The organism is Nesterenkonia muleiensis (assembly GCF_003600155.1).
In the GTDB taxonomy this organism is placed as follows: Bacteria; Actinomycetota; Actinomycetes; order Actinomycetales; family Micrococcaceae; genus Nesterenkonia; species Nesterenkonia muleiensis.
Window position 1 is genome coordinate 169,186 of the sequence record NZ_QWLD01000056.1, and the last position, 24,770, is coordinate 193,955.

At 65.9% G+C, this 24,770-nt stretch carries 25 protein-coding genes and 1 pseudogene; 18 read left to right on the forward strand and 8 right to left on the reverse strand.

From position 1 onward, the window contains the following. Positions 1-103 precede the first annotated feature (103 nt). The 4 genes from DVO78_RS16960 to DVO78_RS16970 all read left to right on the forward strand — a co-directional run bounded on the left by DVO78_RS16960 (position 104) and on the right by DVO78_RS16970 (position 3,378). Positions 104-1,351: a carboxylate--amine ligase gene (locus tag DVO78_RS16960; RefSeq protein WP_120006720.1), complete on the forward strand. Its 1,248-nt coding sequence runs from the start codon at positions 104-106 to the stop codon at positions 1,349-1,351. 37 nt (positions 1,352-1,388) lie between these two features. Next, a complete protein-coding gene (locus tag DVO78_RS17820; protein WP_202912236.1) occupies positions 1,389-1,553 on the forward strand; it encodes a Sp36 family protein in 165 nt (54 codons plus the stop codon). A 13-nt stretch (positions 1,554-1,566) separates the two neighbouring features. Beyond that, on the forward strand, positions 1,567-2,034 hold the full coding sequence (locus DVO78_RS16965) for a RidA family protein (RefSeq protein ID WP_120006722.1): 468 nt from the start codon (positions 1,567-1,569) through the stop codon (positions 2,032-2,034). A 108-nt stretch (positions 2,035-2,142) separates the two neighbouring features. Beyond that, entirely contained in the window at positions 2,143-3,378 is a 1,236-nt protein-coding gene (locus DVO78_RS16970; RefSeq protein ID WP_202912238.1) for a carboxylate--amine ligase, read from the forward strand. Positions 3,379-3,390: 12 nt separating this feature from the next. Here DVO78_RS16970 and DVO78_RS16975 read toward each other — a convergent pair whose 3' ends face one another. Then, positions 3,391-4,068, reverse strand: coding sequence for a Crp/Fnr family transcriptional regulator (locus DVO78_RS16975; protein WP_120006726.1), 678 nt, complete (start codon positions 4,066-4,068; stop codon positions 3,391-3,393). 83 nt (positions 4,069-4,151) lie between these two features. On the opposite strand from DVO78_RS16975, the gene DVO78_RS16980 reads away from it, so the two are divergent. Beyond that, positions 4,152-5,330, forward strand: coding sequence for a MarP family serine protease (locus tag DVO78_RS16980; RefSeq protein ID WP_120006728.1), 1,179 nt, complete (start codon positions 4,152-4,154; stop codon positions 5,328-5,330). Between the two features lie 57 nt (positions 5,331-5,387). Here the strand turns inward: DVO78_RS16980 and aroQ are convergent, their stop codons facing one another. The 3 genes from aroQ to acs all read right to left on the reverse strand — a co-directional run bounded on the left by aroQ (position 5,388) and on the right by acs (position 8,419). After that, entirely contained in the window at positions 5,388-5,834 is a 447-nt protein-coding gene (aroQ, locus tag DVO78_RS16985) for a type II 3-dehydroquinate dehydratase (protein WP_120006730.1), read from the reverse strand. A 71-nt stretch (positions 5,835-5,905) separates the two neighbouring features. Further along, positions 5,906-6,250: an HIT family protein gene (locus DVO78_RS16990; protein WP_120006732.1), complete on the reverse strand. Its 345-nt coding sequence runs from the start codon at positions 6,248-6,250 to the stop codon at positions 5,906-5,908. A gap of 177 nt (positions 6,251-6,427) precedes the next feature. After that, entirely contained in the window at positions 6,428-8,419 is a 1,992-nt protein-coding gene (gene acs, locus DVO78_RS16995) for an acetate--CoA ligase (RefSeq protein WP_238385382.1), read from the reverse strand. A 190-nt stretch (positions 8,420-8,609) separates the two neighbouring features. Between acs and nth the strand changes: the two genes are divergently transcribed. From nth to DVO78_RS17040, 10 genes are all read left to right on the forward strand, one after another. Then, positions 8,610-9,389 carry an endonuclease III gene (gene nth, locus DVO78_RS17000; protein WP_120006841.1) on the forward strand — a complete coding sequence of 260 codons (780 nt, stop codon included), beginning with the start codon at positions 8,610-8,612 and terminating at the stop codon, positions 9,387-9,389. After that, positions 9,382-10,257: an NUDIX hydrolase gene (locus DVO78_RS17005; protein ID WP_157984110.1), complete on the forward strand. Its 876-nt coding sequence runs from the start codon at positions 9,382-9,384 to the stop codon at positions 10,255-10,257. The genes nth and DVO78_RS17005 overlap by 8 nt, the downstream gene beginning before the upstream one ends. A gap of 140 nt (positions 10,258-10,397) precedes the next feature. Then, a complete protein-coding gene (locus DVO78_RS17655; protein ID WP_157984111.1) occupies positions 10,398-11,501 on the forward strand; it encodes a CpaE-like family protein in 1,104 nt (367 codons plus the stop codon). Further along, the gene (locus DVO78_RS17010; RefSeq protein ID WP_157984112.1) at positions 11,494-12,615 is read left to right on the forward strand and encodes a TadA family conjugal transfer-associated ATPase; all 1,122 of its coding nucleotides are present in this window, start codon (positions 11,494-11,496) and stop codon (positions 12,613-12,615) included. The genes DVO78_RS17655 and DVO78_RS17010 overlap by 8 nt, the downstream gene beginning before the upstream one ends. After that, positions 12,612-13,349 (forward strand): type II secretion system F family protein, encoded by a 738-nt coding sequence (locus DVO78_RS17015; RefSeq protein ID WP_120006740.1) that lies wholly within the window; start codon positions 12,612-12,614, stop codon positions 13,347-13,349. The genes DVO78_RS17010 and DVO78_RS17015 overlap by 4 nt, the downstream gene beginning before the upstream one ends. Next, entirely contained in the window at positions 13,342-13,926 is a 585-nt protein-coding gene (locus tag DVO78_RS17020) for a type II secretion system F family protein (protein WP_120006742.1), read from the forward strand. Before DVO78_RS17015 ends, DVO78_RS17020 begins: the two co-directional genes overlap by 8 nt. Before the next feature lie 83 nt (positions 13,927-14,009). Continuing rightward, on the forward strand, positions 14,010-14,291 hold the full coding sequence (locus DVO78_RS17025; protein WP_157984113.1) for a type II toxin-antitoxin system Phd/YefM family antitoxin: 282 nt from the start codon (positions 14,010-14,012) through the stop codon (positions 14,289-14,291). Further along, positions 14,288-14,677, forward strand: coding sequence for a type II toxin-antitoxin system VapC family toxin (locus DVO78_RS17030; protein WP_120006746.1), 390 nt, complete (start codon positions 14,288-14,290; stop codon positions 14,675-14,677). Before DVO78_RS17025 ends, DVO78_RS17030 begins: the two co-directional genes overlap by 4 nt. A 53-nt stretch (positions 14,678-14,730) precedes the next feature. Further along, on the forward strand, positions 14,731-16,137 hold the full coding sequence (locus tag DVO78_RS17035) for a 3' terminal RNA ribose 2'-O-methyltransferase Hen1 (protein WP_120006748.1): 1,407 nt from the start codon (positions 14,731-14,733) through the stop codon (positions 16,135-16,137). After that, the gene (locus DVO78_RS17040) at positions 16,130-18,652 is read left to right on the forward strand and encodes a polynucleotide kinase-phosphatase (protein ID WP_120006750.1); all 2,523 of its coding nucleotides are present in this window, start codon (positions 16,130-16,132) and stop codon (positions 18,650-18,652) included. Before DVO78_RS17035 ends, DVO78_RS17040 begins: the two co-directional genes overlap by 8 nt. Before the next feature lie 250 nt (positions 18,653-18,902). On the opposite strand, the gene DVO78_RS17045 is transcribed toward DVO78_RS17040, so the two are convergent. Genes DVO78_RS17045 through DVO78_RS17055 form a run of 3 tightly spaced genes read right to left on the reverse strand, consistent with a single transcriptional unit; the run spans position 18,903 to position 19,902 of the window. After that, positions 18,903-19,307, reverse strand: a complete 405-nt coding sequence (locus DVO78_RS17045; protein WP_120006752.1) for an Rv3654c family TadE-like protein — start codon at positions 19,305-19,307, stop codon at positions 18,903-18,905. Further along, positions 19,304-19,693 (reverse strand): TadE family type IV pilus minor pilin, encoded by a 390-nt coding sequence (locus DVO78_RS17050; RefSeq protein ID WP_120006754.1) that lies wholly within the window; start codon positions 19,691-19,693, stop codon positions 19,304-19,306. Before DVO78_RS17050 ends, DVO78_RS17045 begins: the two co-directional genes overlap by 4 nt. A 20-nt stretch (positions 19,694-19,713) precedes the next feature. After that, a complete protein-coding gene (locus DVO78_RS17055) occupies positions 19,714-19,902 on the reverse strand; it encodes a DUF4244 domain-containing protein (protein WP_120006756.1) in 189 nt (62 codons plus the stop codon). 244 nt (positions 19,903-20,146) lie between these two features. Between DVO78_RS17055 and DVO78_RS17060 the strand changes: the two genes are divergently transcribed. Both DVO78_RS17060 and DVO78_RS17065 read left to right on the forward strand, forming a co-directional pair. Further along, positions 20,147-21,367, forward strand: a complete 1,221-nt coding sequence (locus DVO78_RS17060; RefSeq protein WP_157984114.1) for an MFS transporter — start codon at positions 20,147-20,149, stop codon at positions 21,365-21,367. Between the two features lie 67 nt (positions 21,368-21,434). After that, a complete protein-coding gene (locus tag DVO78_RS17065) occupies positions 21,435-23,216 on the forward strand; it encodes a gamma-glutamyltransferase family protein (protein WP_338016589.1) in 1,782 nt (593 codons plus the stop codon). 12 nt (positions 23,217-23,228) lie between these two features. Here DVO78_RS17065 and DVO78_RS18090 read toward each other — a convergent pair. Continuing rightward, positions 23,229-23,456, reverse strand: a pseudogene (locus DVO78_RS18090) (aldehyde dehydrogenase (NADP(+))); the annotation flags it as partial. Positions 23,457-23,856: 400 nt separating this feature from the next. Between DVO78_RS18090 and DVO78_RS17075 the strand changes: the two are divergent. Further along, positions 23,857-24,750: a dihydrodipicolinate synthase family protein gene (locus DVO78_RS17075; protein ID WP_120006762.1), complete on the forward strand. Its 894-nt coding sequence runs from the start codon at positions 23,857-23,859 to the stop codon at positions 24,748-24,750. Positions 24,751-24,770: the final 20 nt, after the last annotated feature.

Here is a 24,770-nt window from a genome sequence, read left to right on the forward strand (position 1 = left end):
CAGGTGTGATGGTCGGCATCAGCTGACCGAGGCGGGCCCTTCCTGACATCAGGGGCCGAGGTGGCCTTGCCGCCCGGCAGAACCGGCGCTGTAGCATGAGGCGGTGACTTCCACTGCAGTTCAAGCCGCCCGCAGCGCTGGATTCCTGCCGGTGATCCTCGGCACCAATATCCACGGCTACACCCATGCCCGCAGCTTCCACGAGACCTACGGCGTCAAACCGGTGATGATCGGCAAGATCAAACTGGGTTTCACCTGGGACAGCAGCATTCTGGAGCTGGAACTCCACCAGGACATTGCCGACGACGCCGGTTTCCTCCCCCGGCTCACCGAGCGGGCCCAGGAGCTGTCCCAGCAGTACCAGGTTCCGCTGCTGCTGGTGCCCAGCACCGATATCTATGTGGAACTGGTCACCCGGCACCAGCAGGCCCTGTCCGAGCACTTCCTCTTCAACACCCCGGAGGAGCCGCTGCGCCAGAAGTTCATGGACAAGCAGCGGTTCTACGAGCTGGCCGCCGAACACGGTGTGGACATTCCCGAGACTCAGGTGCACCAGGTCGGCGAGGCTTTCGAGCTTGAGGTGGACCGCTTCCCGGTGATCATCAAGCCGGCCAACCCCAACCAGTGGTGGCACAACCAGCACAAGGTGGCCAGGCACCAGAAGGTCTACCGGCTCAACACAGCACAAGAGGTGGCCCAGGTGGTTGCTGCCGTGGAGGCCTCCGACTACCGGGATGCGCTCATCATCCAGGAGTTCATCCCCGGCGACGACACCAACATCTGGGACTCGGTGCTCTATCTCAACACGGAGGGCAAGTGCGAACTGGTCACCCTGGGGCGAGTCGCTCTCCAGGAGCATGAGTCACACCTGGTGGGCTCCTACACCGCGATCATCTCCCGCTACGACGAATCGTTGATGCTGACCTACAAGGACTTCCTGGAGGCCGTCGGCTATACCGGAGTGGCCAATGTGGACATCAAATACGACCCCCGCGACAACAAGTACAAAGTCATGGAGATCAACGCGCGCCCGGGCCGCTCCAGCTACTACACCGCCCTGCTGGGCCACCCGGTCATGCAGTACCTGGTCGATGACCTGGTCTTCGGCCGGCGCAAGGAGACCACCCTGGCCCAAGGGGATGTGCTCTTCCACGTCGCGCCCCGCTACATCCTCCGGAAATACGTCACCAATACCGAAGTCCGCGCCGAGGTGGACCGGCTCATCAAGCAGGGCAAGGCGACCAACCCCCTGTGGTACCGGGCAGACCGCTCACCCAAGCGGCTGGCCTATCTGGCCGGCCGGCACCTCCGCCAAGGCAAGAAATACCAATCTGCGACCTGGCGGCTGTGACGGCGCTGTGCTTTACACGTCCGCTAGGCTGTGAGGCATGGCTGAACTGACACAGTGGGAGTACGCCACTATTCCGCTCATCATCCACAACACTAAAGGGATCCTGGACCAGTGGGGCGAGGACGGCTGGGAGCTGGTCGCCGTGCTTCCTGGGCCTGAGGGGAACGCCCCGGTGGCCTATCTGAAGCGTCCCAAGCAATAAGTAGGAGCCCTGAATGTCCTCAGTAGAAGAACGCCTCTCCGCACTCGGCCTCACCGTGCCTGAGGTGGTGCCGCCGGTGGCCGCCTACCAGCCCGCCGTCGTGATCGACAATGTCGTCTACGTCTCCGGACAGCTTCCGCTGATCAATGGAGAGCTTCCGGCCGCCGGAAAGGTCGGCACCGGCCCCAACGCCCAGGTGACCCCCGAACAGGCATACGAGCTGGCCAAGCAGTGCGGGCTGAACCTGATCGCCGCCCTGAAGTCGGTGGTCGACCTGGACAGCATCACCAGAATCGGCAAAGTCGGTGGCTTCGTGGCCTCCGAGCCGGACTTCACCGGTCAGCCCACAGTGATCAACGGTGCCTCCGAGCTCCTGGGACATGCCTTCGGTGAGATGGGAACCCATGCCCGCAGCGCTGTCGGGGTGGCGGTGCTGCCGCTGGACACCCCGGTCGAAGTGGACCTGATCGCTCACCTGTGAGGCCTGGGCGGGCACTGGATCAGCGCTCGCCTCGGTCACTGGCCAAACGCGGCCCGCTTCCCTCAGCTCCCTTGCCCAGCACTCCGCCAGAACCACACAGGAATGCACTTGCCACAGAAATTCGTCCCCGTCATCATCGGGACAGACCTGAACGCCTACCACATGGCGGCCTCCTTCCACGAGGCCTTTGGCGTGAAGCCGCATGTCATCGGTAAGGTGCAGCTGGGATTCACGCACTACTCGACCATCATCGGGCCCATCACCTATGTGGAGAACCTCGACGACGCCGAGGTGTTCGTCCCCGCCCTGCGGGAGTACGCCGAACAGCTGGCCGCTGAGGTGCCGCTGCTGCTGGTGGGCACCAGCGACCACTATGTGCGGCTGATCATCGAGAACGCTGCCCAGCTGGAGGATCTCTACCGGTTCAACTACCCCTCCGAGGACCTGCTCAACGCTCTGCACGTCAAGGACGCCTTCTACCCTCTGGCGCAGCAGCACGGGCTGGAGATCCCGGAGACGCAGATCCACCAGGTCGGGGACCCCGTGGAGGCGCTCGACGGTGCCATCACCCGTTACCCGGTCATTCTCAAACCGGGCAACAGCGTGGAGTACTACCGCAAGAAGTTCCCCGGACAGGAGAAGGTCTACCGGCTGAACTCCTATCAGGAAGTGGCCGGCGTCGTCGGGCGTATTGCTGACTCCGGCTACCGCGGCACCCTCATCATCCAGGACTTCATCCCCGGCGACGACACCTTCATCTGGGACTCAGTGCTCTACCTCAATACTGAGGGCAGGGCAGAGTTCGTGAACTTCGGGCAGGTGCTGCTGCAGGAGCACGAGGCCTCCGCAATCGGCAACTACACCGCGATCATCTCCCGGTTCAACCGCGAAGTCATGACCCAGCTCAAAGAGTTCTTAGAGACCATCGGCTACACCGGGATCGCGAACTTCGACATCAAGTACGACGCCCGCGACGACGCCTTCAAAGTCCTCGAGGTTAATGTGCGCCAGGGCCGGTCCAGCTGGTATGCGACCGCACAGGGGCACAACCTCGCCGGATATCTGGTGGAAGACCTGATCCGCGGCAACCGCCGGGATGAGGGGAAGTGTGCGTATGCGGATGCCGAGGTGCTGTTCACCGTGGTGCCCAAGTACATCCTGCGCAGATACGTCACCGCACCCGGGGTGCGCGACGACGTCGCCCGCCTCATCCGGCAGAAGAAGGTGCGCAACCCGCTTTACTACCGCGGGGACCACTCAGCGCTGCGCCGTGCGTGGCTGGCAGTCCGGGCCGTGCGCTACCGCAGGAAGTACGCCAAAGCCACCTGGCGTGAGCAGGTCTAGAACCAACCGGCCCTAGCGGGAGCGCTGGCGGATCCGCTGGATGTCGAGGATGACCACGGCGCGTGCCTCCAACCGCAGCCAGCCGCGCTGGACGAACTCGGCCAGCGCCTTGTTGACCGTCTCCCGGGAGGCGCCGACCAGCTGGGCCAGCTCCTCCTGGGTGAGTTCGTGGGCCACCAGGATGCCGTCGGGTGCGGGGCGGCCGAAGCGGTCGGCCAGATCCAGCAGCGCCTTGGCCACACGGCCTGGCACATCGGAGAAGACCAGGTCAGCCAGGGATTCGTTGGTGCGGGTCAGGCGCTTGGCCAGCGCCTGCAGCAGCTGCACCGAGATATCCGGGTTGGAGGCGATGATGTCCTTGAGGTTCTGGTGCTTCAGGCCGGCCAGCCGGGTCTCGGAGACCGCAGTGGCTGTCGCGGTGCGCGGTGCCGGGTTGAACAGGGCCATTTCGCCGAAGATCTCACCGGGGCCCAGTACGGCCAGCAGGTTCTCACGGCCGTCCGGTGTGGAGCGGCCCAGCTTGATCTTGCCGGAGATGATGAAGTAAAGCTGATCGCCCTGATCGCCTTCGTGGAACACAGAGGATCCGCGGGAGAGCTCCACCTCGGTGAGCTCATTGGTCAGCGCTGAGAACACATCGTCATCAAGGGTGGCGAACAGTGGAGCGCGCCGCAGCACTTCGAGATCCATTACCGTTCCATTCTCTGGGTGTGACATTGACCTTGGGTATGGAATAGAAGTTACCAGGTTGTAGTCCTGTCAGGCTAACGTATATGTTCGTGACTTTACTGGACATCGTCCTGGCGCTTGTGGTGTTGGGCTTCGTGGCCGCCGGTTTCGCCCGCGGAGTGTGGGCAACCTTGGGCGGCGCCGCGGGGTTTTTGGTCGGCGCAGTGGCGGCGTTCTTCGCGATCCCCCTCGTGGCGTCCTGGGTGCCGGACCCGCTGTGGAGGGTGATCGCTGTGATCGGTTGTGCGATCGTGCTGGTGGTCGCCGGACATGCCCTGGGCACGGCGGCAGGTGCCGAGGTGCAGCGGATGTTCCGCTCCCCGGCGTTGCGGACCGTCTCTGCGCTGGTGGGGGCGGTGGTGAACCTCCTGGTGGCTTTCGTGGTCATCGCGGCCTTGAGCTTCTCGGTCCAGGCCATGGGATTTCCGCAGGTCAACCAGCATATGAAGCAGTCGGTGGTGCTGCAGGGCATCAACACGGCCATGCCGGACCGGGTGGAGGCGGTGTTCGCCGATATGCGCTCTGCGGTGATGGCCTCAGACATCCCGGAGCTCGCCCAGCTGCTGGTCCCGGAGGTCGAACACGCGCCGGAGTCGGGTGAGCTGACCGACGCCGCGGCGGCGACGTCGCAGGCGGTGGCCCGGATCACCGGTGTGGCTCAGCAGTGCGGCCAGTCCCAGTCCGGTTCGGGGGTGGCGGTCTCGCCGAACCGTGTGGTGACCAACGCCCATGTGGTGGCCGGTGTCTCTGAACCTACGGTGGAGATGCCCGGCGGCGAGGTCCTCACCGCCCGGGTGGTTCATTTCAACCCCGCCAGGGACCTTGCCCTCTTGGCGGTGGATACGCTCGAGGTCGCCCCCGCCCCGGTTGCCGGACCCATGGAAGCCGGTGTCACCGGCTATGTGATGGGCTATCCCTCCGGTGGGCCGTTCGTGGCGTCCCCGGCAGTGGTGCAGGCCCGCGATGTCTCCCAGATCAACAACATCTACGGGGCCTCGCCCTCCGAGGTGGAGATCTATCAGCTCAACGCCGATGTGCGGCAGGGCAACTCCGGCGGGCCGCTGGTGGACCGGGACGGGAATGTGGCCGGAATCGTCTTCGCCCGCGCCATGGAGGGCAATGCGGTGGGGTTCGCGGTCACAGCCGACGCCGCCGGCGATGTGCTCTCCAGCCCGGACTCCTTCACCGAGACGGTCTCCACCGGTCAATGTGTGGAGCGTTGATCATCCCACAGCCCACACTGCGCACAAGTGCATCACGCGCGCAGGCTGCGGTCGCGGTCAGGATCGAAGCAGCGCAGCGAGGTGCTCGACGGCGAACCGGTAGCCGGCTACCCCCGCCCCGGCGATCACCGCGCTGGCGTGGGGGGAGACGTAGGAATGGTGCCGGAAGGATTCACGGGCGTGCACATTCGACAGGTGCACCTCCACCACCGGGAGATTCACCGCCGCCAGCGCATCGGCGATCGCCACCGAGGTGTGGGTGTAGGCGGCCGGATTGATCACGATGCCTTCGGCCGTGCCGTGGGCAGCCTGGATCGTATCGACCAGCTGGCCCTCATGGTTCGACTGCACCGTGTCCACCGCGAAGCCGCGTGCGGCAGCGGTCGTTCGGCACAGCTCATTGATGTCCTCGAGACTCTGTGTGCCGTAGATCCCCGGTTCACGGGTCCCGAGCAGGTTGAGGTTCGGCCCATGCACAATCAGCAGCCGTCCGGTCTCAGTCATTATTCGCTCGCTTCCCACATGTCACTGCGCGAACCAGGGTGTCCCGGCTCGCTGTCTTGTCAGACTACCCCTCAGCACCGCGGGCCGCTGTAGACGTGGATGTGCAGGTGTTTCGAATCCTGGTAGTTGCCCAGATTCGTGAGCACGCCCGCTGCGCCGTGTTCCGTCTCCACTGCATGGGCGACTGCCTGGACCGTCTGGAACAGTGCTCGCATATCCGCTCCGTCCTCAGCGGTGACTGAACTCAGGGATGCGATATGACGCTTAGGCACCACAGCGATGTGCACCTCCCAGAACGGGCGAGTGTGGTGGTAGGCCAGGACCAGCTCATCCTCGTGCACCACATCCAGCCGTTCAGGGTGCGGGATGGCGACGTCGCAGTAGAAGTCGGAGCCGGAATACAGATCTGAGGTCACTGGCTCAAGCTAACAGGGGGAGAGCGCATGGTTGCCGCTGTACCGTGAGGTGAGGCTCGGTGCGTAGTCAGCGAGCCGGCTTCAGGCGCGCCCCCGGAACCAGCTTTAGGCGTGAAGGCCGGCGTGAGCCGGCCGAGAGGCGGCGGGACATGTGCCCGCCGCCGGAACCGGCACTGATCAGCTGCCGTGCTTGGCACGCATGTCCTGGGCGATCTGTTCCATCACGGAGGGATCGGCCAGGGTGGAGGCATCCCCGACGTCGTCGCCGTTGGCCACGTTCTTCAGGAGTCGGCGCATGATCTTGCCCGATCGGGTCTTCGGAAGCTCCGGCACCACCAGGACATTGCGCGGCTTGGCGATTGGTCCGATCTCCTTGCCCACATGCAGCCGCAGCTCCTGCTCCAGCGCCTCTTTGTCCGAGGTCTGCTCCGCGGCTGCTCCGGTGAGGATCACGAACGCGACCACGGCCTCGCCGGTGGTGGCGTCCTTGGCGCCGACCACCGCCGCCTCGGCCACGGCCTCGTGGGCGACCAGGGAGGATTCGATCTCGGTGGTGGAGAGCCGATGCCCGGAGACGTTCATCACATCGTCGACCCGGCCCATGAGCCAGATGTCGCCGTCGTCGTCGTACCGGGCGCCGTCGCCGGCGAAGTACAGGTGGCCGAACCGTGACCAGTAGGTGTCCTTGTAGCGCTCGGGGTTCTTGTAGATGCCGCGCAGCATGGCCGGCCACGGCTCTTTGATCACCAGCAGCCCGGCCTCACCGTTGCCGAGTGCCTCGCCTGTCTCATCCACCACGCCGACCTCGATGCCGGGCACCGGTGTTTGGGCTGAGCCGGGCTTGGTGTGGGTCACTCCGGGCAGCGGGGCGATCATATGCGCCCCGGTCTCGGTCTGCCACCAGGTGTCCACGATGGGGGCGGGGTCCTCCTTGGCGGGTTTGCCCGGTCCGTTGTTGGCGCCGATCACCTCGCGGTACCAGAGCCAGGCCTCGGGATTGATGGCCTCACCCACCGTGCCCAGCACACGCAGCGATGAGAGATCGTACTGGTCCGGAATGTCGCGGCCCCACTTCATGCAGGTGCGGATCAGCGTGGGCGCGGTGTAGAGCTGGGTGACCTTGTACTTCTGGGCGATCTCCCACAGCCGGCCCTTGTGAGGGGTGTCGGGGGTACCTTCGTAGATCACCTGGGTCGCGCCGTTGGCCATCGGCCCATAGACGATGTAGCTGTGCCCGGTGACCCAGCCGACATCGGCCGAGCACCAGTAGATGTCCTGCTCCGGCTTGAGGTCGAAGCTGTCCCGGTGGGTGACCGCGGTCTGGGTCAGGTAGCCGCCGGTGGTGTGCAGGATGCCCTTGGGCTTACCGGTGGTGCCGGAGGTGTAGAGGATGAACAGCGGATGCTCGGCGTCATGCGGGACATAGGCGTGCTCGGCCGGCTGCTGGGGCACCAGATCATGCCACCAGACATCGATGCTCTCGTCGAACGCCACCTCCTCGCCGTTGCGCTTGACGACGACGACGTTCTCCACCGAGTGCCCCGGTGACGCGAGTGCGGCATCCACATTCGGCTTCAGCGCTGAGGGCTTGCCGCGGCGGTAGGAGCCGTCAGCGGTGACCACCAGCTTGGCCTCAGCATCGTCCACCCGGGAGCGCAGAGCGTCCGAGCTGAACCCCCCGAAGACCACCGAGTGGATCGCACCGATCCGGGCGCAGGCCAGCATGGCCACCACGGTCTCCGGGATCATCGGCATATAGATGGCCACTCGGTCACCCTTGGCCACGCCCAGCGACTCAAAGGCGTTGGCTGCGCGGGAGACCTCGTCCTTGAGCTCGGCGTAGGTGATCTCCCGGGTGTCGCCCGGCTCACCTTCGAAGTAGAGGGCCACCCGGCTGCCGTTGCCGGCCTCCACATGCCGGTCCACGCAGTTGTAGGAGGCGTTGAGCTCACCGCCGACGAACCACTTGGCGAACGGCGCGTCCGACCAGTCCAGGGTCTCGGTGAAGTCTGTGTCCCAGCTCAGGGTGCCTCTGGCCTGCTCTGCCCAGTACCCGAGCCGGTCGGCCTTGGCGGCGGCGTACTTCTCTGCGGTGGCCACGGCGTCGTCGGCGAATGCCTGACTCGGCGGAAATGTCTGGACGCTCTCACTATCGGGCGCGGTGGTCATGGATGTACCTCCCATTGGACAGACAACTGTGTTGAGGCTCACAATAACGCGGTCGGGGCCTGTGATGCGAGACGTGAGCCGCAGAGTGACCGGCATCACGGATGAACGGTCGGTTTCAGCAGATGAGCGGCACCTGGTTCAGAGGTCGGCCGCGTACAGCCTGAGGCCGATTCACCATAGGATGGGTGTGATGGACAGGACACTCATGGGCAAGAAGAGGCGGGTTCGCAAGGTCAACCGGATCCTGGGGGAGACCTATCCCTACGCGGTGGCGGAGCTGGACTTCGAGAACCCCTTCCAGCTGCTGGTCGCCACGGTGCTCTCTGCTCAGACCACCGATGTGCGGGTCAATGCGATCACCCCGGAGCTGTTCGCCCGCTATCCGGATGCCGCCGCCATGGCAGCTGCTGAAGAGGCTGAGCTTTCGGAGATCATTCGGCCTACCGGCTTCTACCAGGCCAAGACCCGGTCGCTGCTGGGACTGGCCAGTGCCCTGGCGCAGGAGCACGACGGCGAGGTGCCGGGGGACTTGGATGAGCTGGTCAAGCTGCCCGGGGTGGGGCGCAAGACCGCGTTCGTGGTGCTGGGCAATGCCTTCGGGCAGCCAGGGCTGACGGTGGACACCCATTTCGGCCGGCTGGCCCGCAGGCTGGGGATGACGGAGCAGACCGACCCGGTCAAGGTCGAGCGCGAGGTGGCCGAGCTGTTCGAGCCTAAGGACTGGACGGATCTGAGCCACCGGCTGATCTACCACGGCCGGCGGGTCTGCCACTCCCGGCGCCCGGCCTGCGGAGCCTGCCCGGTGGCCCATCTGTGCCCCAGCTACGGGACCGGCGAAACCGACGCTGAGGCCGCGGCGCAGCTGCTGAAGTACGAGCTCGCTCCGGGGCGGGAGGAGCTGCATGAGAAGTTCCTGGCCGGCTACACCCGGAGTCAGCTGCAGACCGAAGGATACCCGCTCAGTGCCTGAACAGGACGACGCCGCCCCGGGGCAAGCAGGCGCGAAGGCTGCGGCTTCTGCACGTGGCCGAGTGCCTGGCCGGGTCTCCCCGCCGGCGGGACTAGCGGGTGCCGAGCCCGCGGCTGATCTTCCGCAGAGCCTGCCGGAGTTGACTGCCGGGCTGGAGTCCCTGGTCAGTCTCGGGGCCGAGTACACCGAGCAGAACCCCCGGGAGGCGAGCACAGGGGTGTGGTGGTGGGGCGTACCCTCTACTGAGGTGCACCAGCGGAAGCCGGCTGGGGCGCAGTCGCGGGAAGCATCGGTGCTGGCACTGTTCTGGCCCGGTCCCGGCGGGCCCCAGGTGCTGCTGACCGAGCGCAGCCCGGAATTGGCCAAGCACCCGGGGCAGATCGCCTTCCCCGGCGGTGGGGCGGAGGACTTCGACCCAGATCCTGCGGCCACCGCACTGCGCGAGGCCCAGGAGGAGACCGGTCTGGACCCGGCCCGGCTCAGGGTGCTCGGGACGCTGCCGCCGGCTCCGATCCTGATCAGCGGCTTCAACGTCACCCCGGTGGTGGCCGTGGCCGAGGACCCCGGCGTGCTGGTCCCCCAGTCCGGTGAGGTCTCCCGGGTGCTCAAGCTCCCGGTCGCTGACCTCGCCCGGCCTGAGCACCGCTATACCGCCGTGGTGGTGCACCGGGGTCCGCGCCTGCCTTCCCCGGCGTTCCTGCGTTCTCCTGCGGGCGGCCCTCAACCGCTCGGCGAGCGCGATACCAATGAGGGGTTCTTCATCTGGGGGTTCACCGGCACTCTGCTGGACCGGATGCTGGGACGTCTGGGCTGGGCAGGGCAGTGGGACCGTTCTCGGGAGATCGATCCCCGCCGATTCCGCCGCTGAGCGCCGAGCGACTCTGCCCTGACGTTCGGGGCCCCAGGGTTTTCCCCAGGTGGCGGGCGTTCATGCGCAACACGCCGGACCCTCCACAGATCTCAAAGTCAACCCGTTGCCGCTTCCGGCATCCCAGCACACTGAGTGCCATGACAAGGACGGCAGCACCCACGGTTTCCACAGGGCCCCCGGCAAGCAACGCGCAGGGCGAACCGGTCCTGCTGCTGGTTGCTGAGGACCAGCGGCTGCGTGACGATATCGCGCTGATCGCCGCAGTGGTCGGTGCCCGTCTGGAGCTGCGCCTCCGCTGGAACCAGGTTGAGGATGCGGTCTCTGAGGCCGCAGTCGCTGTGCTCTGCTCGGCCCAGACCGCCCCGCGCACCGCAGCGCTTGCCGATGAGTGTCTGCTGGTCGGCCATGACACCGAGGCGGTGTGGGCTGCTGTTGCGGCGAACCCCGGCCTGAGTCCAGTGCCGCTGCCGGCGGCCGAGAAATGGCTGACCGAGCATCTCTTCGCCAAGGTGCTCGACCGCGCCCAGGGGCGCGTGATCGCCGTCGCTGGTGCCGCCGGGGGTGTGGGGGCTACGACCTTCACCTATCTCTGTGCGGCTGAGCTGGCCGTTCGCGGCCAGTCTCCGCTGATGCTCGACGCCGCCAGCGCACCGGGCAGCGGAATCTCCGACCTGGTTCGCACCGCGCGCAGCAGAGGAACGCTTACCGGCGGCATGCTGGACTGGCAGGAGCTCAAGGGCATAGAGGGGGAGCTGTCCTCTGCTCAGCTTCAGGGATCGGTCCCGCTGCTGGACGGCATCGGTGTGCTGACCGGACCACCTGCCTCGCGCCGATCGGTGGTCCGGCTCAATGCGGCAGTCGTGGCGGGCAGGAGAGCCTACGATGCCGTCGTCGTCGATGTCGGTCAGCAGACGGAGGCACTGACTGGACTCGGTGAAAACGTCGATGAGCTGCTGGTGGTCACCCGAGCCTCCCGCCGGGGTGCCGCTGCTGCCGCAGAGATGATCAGCTCGGCGCCGCAGAGAAGATCTCGTCTGGTGATCAACGGCGGGGCAGAGCCTGGATGGGGTGCTGCGGAGATGCAGGATGCCCTCGGCGTGCCGGTCGTCGCAGACTTGGCGGTGCAGAAATGGCTGGCCCGCAGCGACGACATCTCGGAGGCCTACGGTCTGCTGCGCAACAGACGTGGCGCGCGGCTCATCGCAGATCTCCTGCATGCGGTGGGTGTCGTCAATGCGTGAAGAGCAGCTGGAGGCCGTTCGTGAACGGCTGACTTCTTCGTCGGAGCCGGTCACCGCCGAGCGGATCGCTGAAGCCGTCCGGGCCGAAGGGCTTGCCCTGGGCTCAGGTACGACGGCGCAGCTGGTCAAGACCCTGCGTGATGAGCTGGTGGGTCTCGGTCCGCTGCAGCAGTTCGTCGACGCGGCCGGAGTCACCGATGTGGTGCTCGACGGCACCGGAAGAATCTGGACTGACGGCGAAGACGGGCTGGTCGACACCGGGCAGCGGATCGGCTCTGAGGAGCAGGCTCGCACACTGGCACGCAGGCTCATCTCGATCGCCGGCGGCAGGCTCGACGAGGGGCATCCCTGCTCAGACGGCAGAATCGGCAACTGCCGGATCCACGCAGTCATCCCGCCCATCGCGGTGGAGGGCACCATGATCTCACTGAGGGTGGCTCGCAGCTCCACGGCTGGTTTGGAGCAGCTGGCCCAGCAGTGGAAGGGCGCTGACCAGTGGGTGCGGGCGCTGAAAGGACTGGTGGCCCGGGGCAGGAACTACCTGGTGTCCGGGGCGACCGGATCCGGCAAGACCGCTCTGCTGGCCGCCATGCTCAGCCAGGTGCCCAGCACTGAACGCATCCTGGTGGTCGAGGACACCACTGAGCTGATCCCGGACCACCCCCATGCCATGCACCTGCAAGGCCGTGGCGGCAACGTGGAGGGTGCTGGCCGAGTGGAGATGGGACAGCTGGTGCGCGAGACCCTGCGCATGCGGCCAGACCGGCTGATCGTCGGTGAATGCCGGGGAGCTGAGCTGCGGGACTTTCTCACCGCGATGAACACCGGTCATGCCGGGGCCGGCGGGACAGTGCACGCGAATTCACCTCAGGCGGTGCCGGCACGGCTGATCGCCATGGGCGCACTTGCCGGTCTCACCCCGGAGACGGTCGCGGTCCAGGCTGCGGCCGCATTGGACGCTGTGATCCACGTGGAGCGCCGTGAGGGGAAACGAATGCCCACCGCACTTGCCGCGCTGAGGTACGACGACGGCAGGCTCACCATGGTGCCGGCGCTCACCATCGGCGCCGCAGGCCTGGAGCGTGGACCTGCCTGGGAGGAGCTGTTGGGATGAGCCTGTTCCTGGGGCTGTTGGCTTTCGTCTGTGCGGCCGCTTGTGTGCTTCTGCTCGTTCCGGCGTTGCGTGAGGCGACCACGAGCCTTCGGCGCGCCGTGAGCTTCTTCAGCCGACTGCCGCTGCTGGTCCGGGAACGTGTCCAGGCGCGTCCGGCGGAGACCCGGAAGGAGGCGGCAGAGCTGCTTCGGCAGTTTGCCGCACTTCTGATGTCCGGACGTGGTGAGGCCCAGGCCTGGACTGATCTGCGGGAGACCTGGCGCCGCAGAGCTCCGGATCACCAATTGACCAAGCTCTGCGCCCAGGTCGCAGCCGCCGAGGCAGCCGGTGCGGGGACAGCGGAGGGGCTGCGCCGCTGCCTGGCCGCTGAGTCTGACCGGGACCCGGAACTGACCAGGCTGCTCACCCGGCTGGTGGGCGTGACCAGGCTCTCCGAACAGACGGGCGCCCCATTGTCAGAACTGGTCGAGCAGCTTGCCTCCTCTGTGGACGACTCCGCAGAGCTTGCGGCAGCAGTCCAGACCGCCACCGCCGGTCCCAAGCTCACGCAGCTGATCCTCAGCCTGCTTCCGGTCGGTGGGCTGGCCCTGGGCCAAACCATGGGGGCTGATCCTCTCGCCATGCTGTTCGGTGGGGGTCTGGGGCTGATCTGCCTGGCTGTAGGGCTGCTGTTCCTGGGCGCTGGAAGCCTCTGGAGCCGCCGAATGATCCAGTCAGTGATGCGGCATGCCTAACCTGCTGACCCTTGGGGCCGCGCTCGCGGCGGGCGCGGCGGTGATGTTGCTGCTGCCGGCGGTTCCCCATCAGACGCGGTCAGGAAGAACCCGGCTTTGGTGCGTTCCGGCGCGTTGGCGGTGTCGTCCGCAGGGCCGCGTGGCCGGCGACGCCGAGGCCGCTGCACTGCTGGACCTCACCGCCGCCCTGCTCTCCGCAGGGGTCGGTATTGAAGCAAGCCTCCTGCGGCTGGCCAAAGCTGTGCCGGGAGCCGAGCCGTTGGCCGGTGTGCACCGGTCCCTGGCGGCGGGGGCCTCATGGGACCAGGCGGCAGAGCTGGTCTCCGAGCATCCGCCCTTGCGCGAGTTCTGCGACCATCTCAGCTTCGCCTACACCACCGGAGCGCCGAGTGCGCGGATGCTGCAGGCTGCTGCCACGCGCGCCCGCGCCGAGCGCAGGCACACCGCAGAGGCTGCGGCGGAGAAGCTCGGTGTCAGCATGATGCTGCCGCTGGGCGCCTGCTTCCTCCCCGCCTTCATCCTGCTCGGAGTAGTGCCTGTGGTGGTCAGCATGCTCCCCGAAGCCCTGGGAATGTGAACCAGAAGGAAGGACGAAAGGAGATGTAGAGAATGTTCTACAATAGATCTATCCTGGAGATGCCCCAGGAAAGGCATCATCCCATGAAGACCTACAGCAAACGTGAGCTGAACCAACACAGTGGCCGGATCCTTCGCGAGATCGAAGAGAGCGGCGAGCCGGTGCTGATCACACCCGGCAACGGCCGCGGCGGCACGTCGTTCATGATCAGCCCCGCGCCCGAGACACCGTATGAGCGGTTGAAGGCTGCCGGGAAGATTCGTCCGGCCACACGAAGGGGATTTCCCGGCCCCATTATGAAGTACGAGGGCGACTTCGACGAGCTGATGCACGAACTCCGTGCCGACTGGGGTGAGGAACGATGATCTACATCGACACGTCAGCCTTTCTCCGAAGTGTCCTGGACCAGGACCTCAGTGGCGCGGTAGCGCGACAGCGAGAGTGGGTAAAGTCCGATGGTCGGCGGCTTATCTCGTCCCAGCTGCTGACGCTCGAGGTACGCAGGGTTCAAGTCCGTACAGGCAGGCAGTGGAGCGAATTCCAGAAGGAGCTCGATTACCTGGAGATGGCAGGGTTCGACGAGGAGGACTTCCAGCTGGCCTTCGACATCGATGTCCATGTCAAGAGCCTGGACGCTCTTCACCTCGCCTCCTGCATGAAGGTCGGTGCCGATGTTCTGATCACCGCCGACAAGACCATGTGCGGTGCCGCCCAGCACCTCGGCATCGAGGTCCGCTGGGCCGGTGACTGATTCCGGCTCAAGCGCCCGGCCATGTTTCCGCAGATGAGCGAGATACTGAGACCATGCTGCTGACGATCACTACCACGCACGCTCCGGCCACGGACCTGGGATTCCTGCTGCACAAGCATCCCGACCGGGTCCAGGAGTTCCCGCAGTCCTTCGGCACCGCCACGGTGTTCTACCCTGAGGCCGGCCAGGAGCGCTGCACAGCTGCGCTGATGCTCCAGGTTGACCCCGTCAGGCTGGCCAGGACCCTGGACAAGAACCGCGTTGACTTCAGTTTGGCGCAGTATGTGAATGACCGGTCCTATGCGGCGTCGTCGTTGCTTGCCGTGGCCTTGGGCAAGGTCTTCTCCACCGCCCGCAGCGGGCGGTGCGACACGCTTCAGGACCTTGCCGACTCCGCCATTGCGTTGGAGATCTCCGTCCCGGCACTGCCCTGCCGCGGAGGTGCGGAGATCACCCAGCGGATCTTCGAACCACTGGGTTGGAGCGTTCAGGCAGTGCCCGTTCCGCTGGACCCTGAGTTCCCCGAATGGGGCGATTCCCGCTACATCGGTCTCAGGCTGACCGGAACGCAGAGGCTCGCCGAAGCGCTCAACCAGCTCTACGTCCTGCTCCCGGCGCTGGATGAGTCCAAGCACTACTGGCAGAGCCCGGAGGAGGTGGACAAGCTCATAAGCGCAGGCACCGGCTGGCTCGCCGAGCACCCCGAGCGCGAGCTGATCACCCGCAGGTACCTTGGACGCTCCCGCAGGCTCCTCGACGCCGCCCAGCAGCGGCTCCGAGAGCTCGACGACGCCAGCTCGCCTGAAGACGAGCCGTTCGAGGAGCTGCCCGAGCCGCCTCCAGGGAGAACCCCGCTGAACGTTCAGCGACAGCAGGCGGTGCTGGATGTGCTGCGAGAGCTCGGCGTGCACCGTGTCATCGACTTAGGATGCGGACCTGGCGCGCTGCTCGCCAGGCTGGTCGAGGACCCTATCTTCACCACGATTGCCGGCTGCGACGTCTCCACCGCGGCGCTGCGGCAGGCCGGGCGGACACTGCACCTTGACCGGATGAGCGATCAGCAGCGCCAACGCATCGAGCTCTTCCAGGCTGCGCTCACCTATGCGGACGAACGTCTCGGCGGATATGACGCCGCGATCCTCATGGAAGTCATCGAGCATGTGGACCTGCCCAGGCTTCCGGCACTGGAGAAGGTGGTGTTCGGCACTGCCTGTCCGGCAAGCGTCGTCGTCACCACTCCGAATCGGGAGTTCAACGTGGTCTACGGCGGCCAGGTGCGGCTGCGGCACCGTGATCACCGCTTCGAATGGACCCGTGGTGAGTTCAGCCAGTGGGTTCGGAGAGTCGGCGATACCTATGGGTATGCGGCGGAGATCCGCGGCGTGGGCGAGCACCTCGAGGAGCTGGGCAGCCCGACTCAGATGGCCGTATTCACCAGAGCAGGAGTGCAGGATGACTGAGCTTCGGCTGCCCGCCCGCGGACTGATCCTTCTGGTGGGTGTCTCCGGAAGCGGGAAGTCCACGTTTGCTGCACAGCACTTCGCCCCGACCGAGGTGATCTCCAGCGACTGGTGCCGGGGGATCGTCTCCGATGACCAGACGGACCAATCCGCCACCCCGGACGCTTACGACGTGCTCCAGTACATTGTGGACACACGGCTGCGGCGCGGACTGCTCACCGTGGTGGATGCCACCAATGTGCAGCCCTCAGCTCGTGCCGCCCTGATCGAGGTGGGCAGGGAGCACGATGTGCTCATCGACGCGGTGGTACTGGAGGTCCCGGACAGTGTGGCTGTCCAGCGCAACCTCGAACGTGCTGACCGGAACCTCGGACCCGGAACGGTCAAGCGGCAGGCCCAGGATCTGCGGCGCTCGCTGAAGCGGATCAAGAAGGAGGGCTTCCGGCGCGTCCATCTCCTGAACGGTCCCGAGGAGATCGATGCGGCCCGGATCGTCCGCGAGCAACCCTGGAACGACCGCACAGAACTGACCGGCCCCTTCGACCTGATCGGTGATGTGCACGGCTGCGCCTGTGAGCTGAGCAGCCTGCTGCTGAAGCTGGGCTGGGAGCTTGAGTACGACGACGCCGGAAGAGCCGTCGGTGCCGCCCACCCCCAGCGGCGCACCGCAGTGTTCGTGGGCGACTTGGTGGACCGCGGCCCAGACACTCCGGGGGTGCTGCGCCTGGTCATGGGTATGGTGAGCTCGGGTTCCGCGCTCTGTGTGGCCGGAAACCATGAGGCCAAGCTGGTGCGGGCCCTGCGCGGCAAGAGGGTCACCGTGAACCACGGGCTTGCCGAGTCGCTGGAGCAGCTGGAAGCCGAGGACGAGCGGTTCCGTCGGGACGCCTTGGAGTTCATGGATGGGCTCATCAGCCACTATGTGCTCGACGAGGGTCGGCTGGTGGTGGCCCATGCCGGGCTCAAGGAGAAGTACCACGGGCGCACCTCGCGCAGAGTGCGCGATTTTGCGCTCAACGGGGAGACCACCGGGCAGAAGGATCAGGACGGTCTGCCGGTACGGGGTGCCTGGCAGACCGATTACCGCGGCGGAGCTACGGTGGTCTACGGGCACACCCCGGTCACCGCGGCCGAGTGGGTGAACAACACCATGTGTCTGGACACTGGCGCGGTCTTCGGCGGGGAGCTGAGCTCCCTGCGGTACCCGGAGCAGCAGATCGTCTCGGTGCCGGCCCAGCGGCAGTGGTACCCACCGCCTCGCCCCATCGGGCCGGTGGCCGGCGGGCGTGCTGGTTCGGCCCTGAAGATCACCGATGTGATCGGCCAGCGGTGGCTGCAGACCGAACATGCCGGAAAGGTGAAGATTCCCGAGCAGAACGCGGCGGCGGCACTGGAAGTGATGAGCCGGTATGCCGTCGATCCCCGCTGGCTGGTGTACCTGCCGCCGACCATGTCACCGGTTCCCGCCACCGCGGTGGGGGAGCACCTGGAGCGCCCGGAGCAGGCGTTCGAAGACTACGCCTCATGGGGAGTCCAACGTGTGGTCTGCCAGGAGAAGCACATGGGCTCGCGGGCGATTGCTGTCATCGCCAAGGACGCTGCGGCGGCTCAGCGACGTTTCGGCATCGATGACGGCTTCGCCGGGATGATCTACACCCGTACCGGCCGCCAGTTCTTCGAGGACGTCACGCCTCTGGTGGAGGGCCTGCGGGATGCGGTGGCGCCGTTGCTGGAATCGCTGGAGAGCGACTGGCTGATGCTGGACTGTGAGCTGCTTCCGTGGTCGGCCAAGGCTGAGGAGCTCATCAAGCACCAGTACGCCGCTGTTGGTGCGGCGGCAGGCGCCGCTCTGCCGGCGGCGGTGTCTCTGCTGGACCAGGCGGCGGCAAGGGGATTCGGGGCCGGGCCGCTGCATGACCTCGGGCAGCTCCGTGATGCAGTGGCTCAGCGGCTGCAGAACGCATGGGCCTTCCGAGATGCCTACGCCCGCTACTGCGCACCTGCCGATGGGCTGACCGGCGTGACGCTGGCACCGTTCCAGGTCCTCGCCTCAGAGGGAGAGGTCCATACGTTGACCAAGTCCAACGCCTGGCACATGGAGCAGCTGGCACAGCTCGACCACCCGCTCATCACTGCCACCCGCCACCGGTACGTGGACCTGGCATCACCGGCAGAATGGGAAGCGGCCGCTCAATGGTGGGCGGATCTCACCGTTTCCGGGGGTGAGGGCATGGTCGTCAAACCCGCCGATGTTGCTCAGCGCAGGGTCCAGCCCGGGCTGAAGGTTCGCGGCCGTGAGTACCTGCGAATCATCTACGGTCCCGACTACACCGACTCCTTGGACCTGCTGCGCCGCCGGAAACTGGGGAAGAAACGGCAGATGGCTCAGCGTGAGCACGGTCTCGGCATCCAGGCGCTCGCTGACTTCATCGGCGGCGAGCCGCTGTGGAAGGTCCATCAGTCGGTCTTCGCCATCCTCGCGCTGGAATCCGACCCCGTGGACCCCCGCCTCTGACTGCTCGGCTTGGAGGCGCGCCAATAGGCCGCGTAGGCTACTGGCGAAATCTCAGGCCACTTGAGAACGTTCTTCGGCGGCCCGGCGTGCGTCGTTGAGCGCCAGGTGCTTGAGATACTGCAGTGCGTTGACGCCCAGCTCTCGGGCGCGCGCCTCAATCAGCTCGTCCTCTTCACACGTGAAGTCGACGCAGAGTCGAATGTATTTGATGTTCTTGCCGTTGAACGGCTCAGCTTCGGCATCACGGGGGTTAGTCGTCCGGAAGAGCTTCGGGAGGCCCGGCGCGGGAGGTCCCGGTGGCTGCCAGAGCCATGGCCGGCAGAATGTGGGAGATCACGACGACGTCGCTGTCCCGGCTGACAGTCACCGTCACCTCGGTGGGGTAGTCACCTCCCACTGAGCACTTCTGCAGCACAGCGTTGTTACGCGCGGCCACTTCCTCGGCCACCGTGCAGGGATCGCCTGTGTTCATCCCGCGAGCGGTGTCGGCGGCGGCCAGGGCTGCCAGGTCGGCAGCGCGCGCTGCCTGGGTCTTGGCCGCCGCCGCTGCCCCCAAGAGAGCGACTAGCGCAAGCAGCACGATGAGCACCGCAATGATCCCGACAGCCACTACTGTGCCGGAGCCCCGTTCGTCCTGTGGGTGATGAGGCTTCACGGCGAGCCACCGAGCTCTGCCAGATGCTCAGTCCGGGTCAGAGCCTCAGCCCGCTGCTGGGTGCTGAGCTCGATCAGACCGAGCACTTCAACCGGTTGGGTGAGCACCACCTGGGAGTACTGACCATCAGCGGAGATGGAGACTTCCACCTGTGCCCCAGCAGTGTCCCGGGCGGTCTGCTCCGCGACAGCAGCGGCCTCACCGCGGGCCAGTTCCCTGGCCGCAGCGCGAGCCCCATCCTCCAGGGCAACCCGGGCGGCTGACTGCATGGCCAGTGACATCACCAGCAGCAGCACCAAGATCACCCCGGGGATCGCCAGTGCGAACTCAGCAGTGACCGAGCCTCGCTCCGGATGGGAGGCTGCGTCGTCGTCATGTGTCCTCATCGTGCGCCTGCCTGTCTCAGCTACGCACCCAGGGCCTGCTGCACAATCGCCTCCAGCCACCCACGGACCGTATCCGAGGTGAGGATGGCGGTGAGCAGCCCCGCGAAGGCGACCGCGGCCAGCATGACAATGCCGTATTCGGCAGTGGCCAGCCCGTCCTCCTCCTGATGCAGGGTGCCGAGGGAGCAATCTCTCTGCCGATCACTCATGGTGTTCTCCTTTATTCCGTTGGAATGCCGCTTGCCGGACAGCAAGAGCTGATTCCACCCTCACCGGTTCTCGGTTGGCGTGAGGCAGAAGAGAGAGGTTCTGTGGAGAGGGCGGAGTGTCGGTTTTCGGCACCAGGCCGCTGGGGAAAACTCAGCCCGCAGAGTGGCGTCCACGCCGGGCCGGGCAGGAGTATGCTCAACAGAGTATTTTGTTGAGTGTGCGAACTATATGGAGGCGTGCGGGGTGAGTCAGGGTGAACAGCATCAGACTCCCGGGCCCGAGCCGCTGTTCACCCGTAACTTTCTCCTGGGCATCTCGGTCAACATGTTCACCGCCACTGTGTGGTTCATCCTCATCACCACCATGGCGGTCTACGCCGCGGTGGAGTTCGGCTCCGGGGAGACCGCGGCAGGGTTTGCGGCCTCCGCGTTCGTCATCGGTGCTCTGTGCGCCCGAATGGTGGCCGGCAAGTACGCCAATGTGCTAGGCCGCAAGCGCACCCTGGTGGTGTGCATGATCATCTACGCCGGCGCCTCCACCGGCTACTTCTGGGTGGACTCCTACGAGTCGCTCATTGCGCTGCGGGTGCTCCATGGCGCGTCGATCGGCTTCGGCCAGTCCGCACTGAACGCCGGCGTGTTCGACCTCATCCCCTCTACGCGGCGCGGTGAGGGCGCAGGATATTACCTGGTGGCCAACTCGCTGCCGCATGCTATCGGGCCACTTGCGGCCATCCAGCTGAGCCAGCGCTTCGGCTTCGACGCAGTCTTTCTGGCCGCCAGCGGCGTGGCCGGGATCGCTCTGCTCGCGGCGGTCATCATCCGCCTGCCCGAGAATAGGCCGAAGGGCCGGATCCGTCACCATCTGAGTCTGCGGCCCGGCGAGATCATCGAGCCCCAAGCTGCTCCGATCGCACTTGTCATGCTGATCTCCGGGGTCGCTTTCTCCGGGATCATCACGTTCCTCAACGGCTACGCCCAATCGATGGGCATGGTGGACACAGCCTCAGTCTTCTTCGTGGTGTATGCCTCGATGGTGCTGCTCTCCCGTCTGACCGTGGGCCGACTGCAGGACCGTTATGGGGATAACGCTGTGGTGTACCCGGTACTGGTGGCATTCTGCGCAGCGCTGGCGCTGATTGCCTGGGCACCCAATGCGCCGGTGGTGCTGGCCGCCGGGCTGCTGCTGGGGTTCGGATTCGGGTCTCTGCTGCCGTCGGTTCAGGCGATTATCGCCGCCAAGCTGTCGCCGCACCGCACCAGCATTGGAATATCCACCTCGTTCATCCTGATGGATGTGGGGTTCGCCGTCGCGCCCTTCCTGCTCGGCCCCCTGGTGGAGAATTTCGGCTACCGTCCCATGTATGCGATATCGGCGGGCATCGCCCTCTGCGGGGTAGTGGTGTACTACTGGGTCCATGGTCGTTTCGACGTCAGGCAGGGCCGACCCCGTGGCCCGGGCTAAGGCTCACCGCTGATGTCGAGTTGATCCCGGCCCGCAGTCAAAGGACACCAACAGAAAGCGAGCGAAAGTGCTTGAGTCGACACGTCCTGAACTTCTCGGCGACTTCGGAATGGTCGCCTCCACCCACTGGCTGGCCTCCCAGGCCGGCATGAGCATCCTGGAGCGCGGAGGCAACGCCGCCGACGCCGCGGTGGCCTCCGGGTTCGTGCTCCAAGTGGTGGAGCCGCACCTCAACGGGCCCGGCGGGGAGGTCCCCATCCTGGTGTGGTCTGAGGATCAGCAGCAGCTTGAGGTGATCAACGGCCAGGGCGCCGCACCCCAGGCGGCCACCGTGGCGAAGCTCAGGGATCTCGGGCTCGAGATCATGCCCGGCACCGGGCTGCTCTCCGCCGTGGTTCCTGGCGCGTTCGATGCCTGGCTGACTCTGCTCCAGCGCCACGGGACCATGAGCCTGCGCGACGTGCTGGCCCCGGCGGTCAGCTTCGCCGAACACGGGCATCCGGTGCTCAGCCGGGTGAGCCGCACCATCGAGACGGTCAAGGACCTGTTCATCCAGGAGTGGCCCAGTTCGGCCGCCACCTGGCTGCCCGGCGGGAAGGTGCCGGCACCGAACAGCCGCTTCCGCAACACCGTGCTGGCCGGTACCTATTCGCGCCTGATCGAGGAGGCCGAGTCCGCCGGAGACGACCGCACAGCACAGATCGACGCCGCCCGCCGGGCCTGGTACTCAGGCTTCGTGGCCGAGGCCATCGAGGCATTCTGCCGTGAGAACGAGCTCATCGACACCAGCGGCCAGCGGCATCGCGGACTGCTGACCGCTCAGGACCTGGCGGCCTGGCAGGCCGAGGTGGAACCACCGGTCACGCTCGACTACAAGAACTTCACGGTGGCCAAGACCGGCCCCTGGGGCCAGGGCCCGGTGATGCTGCAGCAACTGGCCCTTCTGGAGGGCTTCGACCTGGACTCCGTGCCTGTGGGATCCGCTGACTGGGTGCATCTGATCGTGGAGACCGGCAAGCTCGCCTTTGCCGACCGGGAGGCCTGGTACGGCGATCCACGGTTCACCGACGTTCCGCTGACAGAGCTGATCAGCGCCGAGTATGCCGCTCAGCGCAGAGGGTTGATCAAGGACGACGCCGCCTCCACGGCCCTGCTGCCCGGCTCCCCCGGAGGCCGGGCACCAGTGCTGCCGAACTATCCGGTGGCCAGCCAGACCACGGTCGCCGCAGGGGTGGGGGAGCCGACAGTGGCGCACAACGGTGAGACCCGCGGTGATACCTGCCATGTCGACGTCGTCGACTCCGGGGGCATGATGGTGGCCGCCACTCCTTCCGGCGGGTGGCTGCAGGCCTCTCCGACCATTCCCGAGCTCGGGTTCTGCCTGAGCTCGCGCGCCCAGATGTTCTGGCTGCAGGAAGGTCTGCCGAACTCGCTGCGCCCCGGCGCGAGGCCGCGGACCACGCTGACCCCGTCCTTCGCGCTGCGCGACGGCACACCGTGGCTGGCCTTCGGCACTCCAGGAGGTGACTCGCAGGACCAGTGGAATCTGCAGCTGTTCCTGAACCTGGTCCACGGCGGGATGAACCTACAGGAGGCCATTGACGCCCCGGCGTTCCACTCCACCCATGTGCCCAGCTCCTTCTACCCGAGGGAATCCTTCCCTGCGCAGGTGATGATCGAGGACCGCTTCGCCCCGGAAGTGTTGAAGGAGCTCGCGCACCGCGGCCATGATCTAAAGATCGGCGGAGGCTGGACCGAGGGCCGGCTCTCCGCGGTGGCCAGAGACGGCGAATGGCTGCGCGCGGCGGCCAACCCCCGCGGCGCCCAGGGCTACGCGGTGGGACGGTAAGTCGCTACGGGGTCAGCTCGGCAGCGTGTACTTGCCGTCTATCCGACGGATGAGACCCCAAGGGTTGGACTCCTGAACAGCTTGGGGCTGGAGGGGTTCGGGGAGGTTCTGATACGCCACAGGTCGTAGCCAGCGATCAACTGCGCCTGTGCCCACGGAGGTGGAGCGGGCTTCGGAGGTGGCGGGGAATGGGCCGCCGTGGACGATGGCATCTCCTACATCTACTCCTGTGGGCCAGCCCGGTCTCGGTCATCGCGGTGGTGATGATCTCCTCGCCGCGGTTCTCAATGTTCTGAGCTGCGCTGTGCAGAAACGTAGCATGCGCCTCGGGGGCCAGCGCGCGATAGGCGGGGGAAGGCTTCGGCGGCCGCCACCGTGGCAGCTTCCACCTGCACGGCAGACAGCGTGGTGAACGACGGCCGGATTTCATGGTTGGAGGTGGGATCGATAGCGCATAATGCGTCGTCCTGTCCTGGAACCGACGCCCCGGTGAGGAGGGAGTACTGACCTGTGGAAGCGGATGTCTCAATCATCCCCTCAACGTATCAGTACAATGTTACAGTTGACACTAGTAAAATTGTATTAAAGAATGGAGTCCTGACCTACCGACCCCAACCATCGCATCAAGGAGAGCCCCTACATGAGTGAGTCCAACCCCTGGCATGGCGTCGTCGTCGCCACCGCCCTTCCCTACACCGAGGGCCTCACCGTCGACTACGACCGCTTCGCCGAACACGTGCAGTGGCTGGCAGCTACCGGCTGCGACGGCGTCGCGCCCAACGGCTCCCTGGGGGAGTACCAGTCCCTGAGTGAGGTTGAGCGCGCCAAGGTCATCGAGACTGCCGTGCAGGCAGCCCCGGAGGGCTTCACCGTGATGGCCGGCTGCGGCGCCTACTCAGGGCTGCAGTCCCTGCAGTGGGCCGAGCAGGCAGCCGAGGCCGGCGCGGATTGCATCATGCTGCTTCCCCCAAACTCCTACCGCGCCAACGACCAGGAGGTCGTGGACCACTACGCTTACGCCGCTCTGGCCGGGTTGCCGATCATCGCCTACAACAACCCCATCGACACCAAGGTAGACCTGACTCCGGACCTGATCGCCCGCATCCATCACGAGAGCGGGGTCGTGGGCGTCAAGGAGTTCAGCGGCGATGTGCGGCGGGCCTACCAGATCAAAGAGCTCGCCCCGGAGGTCGACCTGCTCATCGGCACTGACGACATCGTTCTGGAGATGGGGATCGCCGGCGCCGTCGGCTGGGTGGCCGGCTATCCGAACGCCATCCCGGAGTCCACCATCGAGCTCTACCGGCTCTCCACCTCCGGCAAGGTCGAGGACATCCCTCGGGCCCGGGAGATCTACCGGAATCTGCACTCCCTACTGCGCTGGGACTCTAAGACAGAGTTCGTACAGGCCATCAAGCTGTCTATGGACATCGCAGGCCGCTTCGGCGGGTCCTGCCGTCCTCCCCGGAGCCCGTTGCCTCCGAAGGCGGCCCAGCAAATTAGAAGAGATACTGAAAATCTCATCATCAGGTGAGAATTAGATTGAGTTTATTG

Bases quoted from the DNA above. Each gene is read 5' to 3' on its own strand.
- DVO78_RS17820 (WP_202912236.1), top strand. From the start codon at position 1,389: ATGGCTGAACTGACACAGTGGGAGTACGCCACTATTCCGCTCATCATC.
- DVO78_RS16965 (WP_120006722.1), top strand. From the start codon at position 1,567: ATGTCCTCAGTAGAAGAACGCCTCTCCGCACTCGGCCTCACCGTGCCT.
- DVO78_RS16975 (WP_120006726.1), bottom strand. From the start codon at position 4,068: ATGGATCTCGAAGTGCTGCGGCGCGCTCCACTGTTCGCCACCCTTGAT.
- DVO78_RS16980 (WP_120006728.1), top strand. From the start codon at position 4,152: ATGTTCGTGACTTTACTGGACATCGTCCTGGCGCTTGTGGTGTTGGGC.
- aroQ (WP_120006730.1), bottom strand. From the start codon at position 5,834: ATGACTGAGACCGGACGGCTGCTGATTGTGCATGGGCCGAACCTCAAC.
- acs (WP_238385382.1), bottom strand. From the start codon at position 8,419: ATGACCACCGCGCCCGATAGTGAGAGCGTCCAGACATTTCCGCCGAGT.
- nth (WP_120006841.1), top strand. From the start codon at position 8,610: ATGGACAGGACACTCATGGGCAAGAAGAGGCGGGTTCGCAAGGTCAAC.
- DVO78_RS17655 (WP_157984111.1), top strand. From the start codon at position 10,398: ATGACAAGGACGGCAGCACCCACGGTTTCCACAGGGCCCCCGGCAAGC.
- DVO78_RS17010 (WP_157984112.1), top strand. From the start codon at position 11,494: ATGCGTGAAGAGCAGCTGGAGGCCGTTCGTGAACGGCTGACTTCTTCG.
- DVO78_RS17015 (WP_120006740.1), top strand. From the start codon at position 12,612: ATGAGCCTGTTCCTGGGGCTGTTGGCTTTCGTCTGTGCGGCCGCTTGT.
- DVO78_RS17020 (WP_120006742.1), top strand. From the start codon at position 13,342: ATGCCTAACCTGCTGACCCTTGGGGCCGCGCTCGCGGCGGGCGCGGCG.
- DVO78_RS17025 (WP_157984113.1), top strand. From the start codon at position 14,010: ATGAAGACCTACAGCAAACGTGAGCTGAACCAACACAGTGGCCGGATC.
- DVO78_RS17030 (WP_120006746.1), top strand. From the start codon at position 14,288: ATGATCTACATCGACACGTCAGCCTTTCTCCGAAGTGTCCTGGACCAG.
- DVO78_RS17035 (WP_120006748.1), top strand. From the start codon at position 14,731: ATGCTGCTGACGATCACTACCACGCACGCTCCGGCCACGGACCTGGGA.
- DVO78_RS17040 (WP_120006750.1), top strand. From the start codon at position 16,130: ATGACTGAGCTTCGGCTGCCCGCCCGCGGACTGATCCTTCTGGTGGGT.
- DVO78_RS17050 (WP_120006754.1), bottom strand. From the start codon at position 19,693: ATGAGGACACATGACGACGACGCAGCCTCCCATCCGGAGCGAGGCTCG.
- DVO78_RS17055 (WP_120006756.1), bottom strand. From the start codon at position 19,902: ATGAGTGATCGGCAGAGAGATTGCTCCCTCGGCACCCTGCATCAGGAG.
- DVO78_RS17075 (WP_120006762.1), top strand. From the start codon at position 23,857: ATGAGTGAGTCCAACCCCTGGCATGGCGTCGTCGTCGCCACCGCCCTT.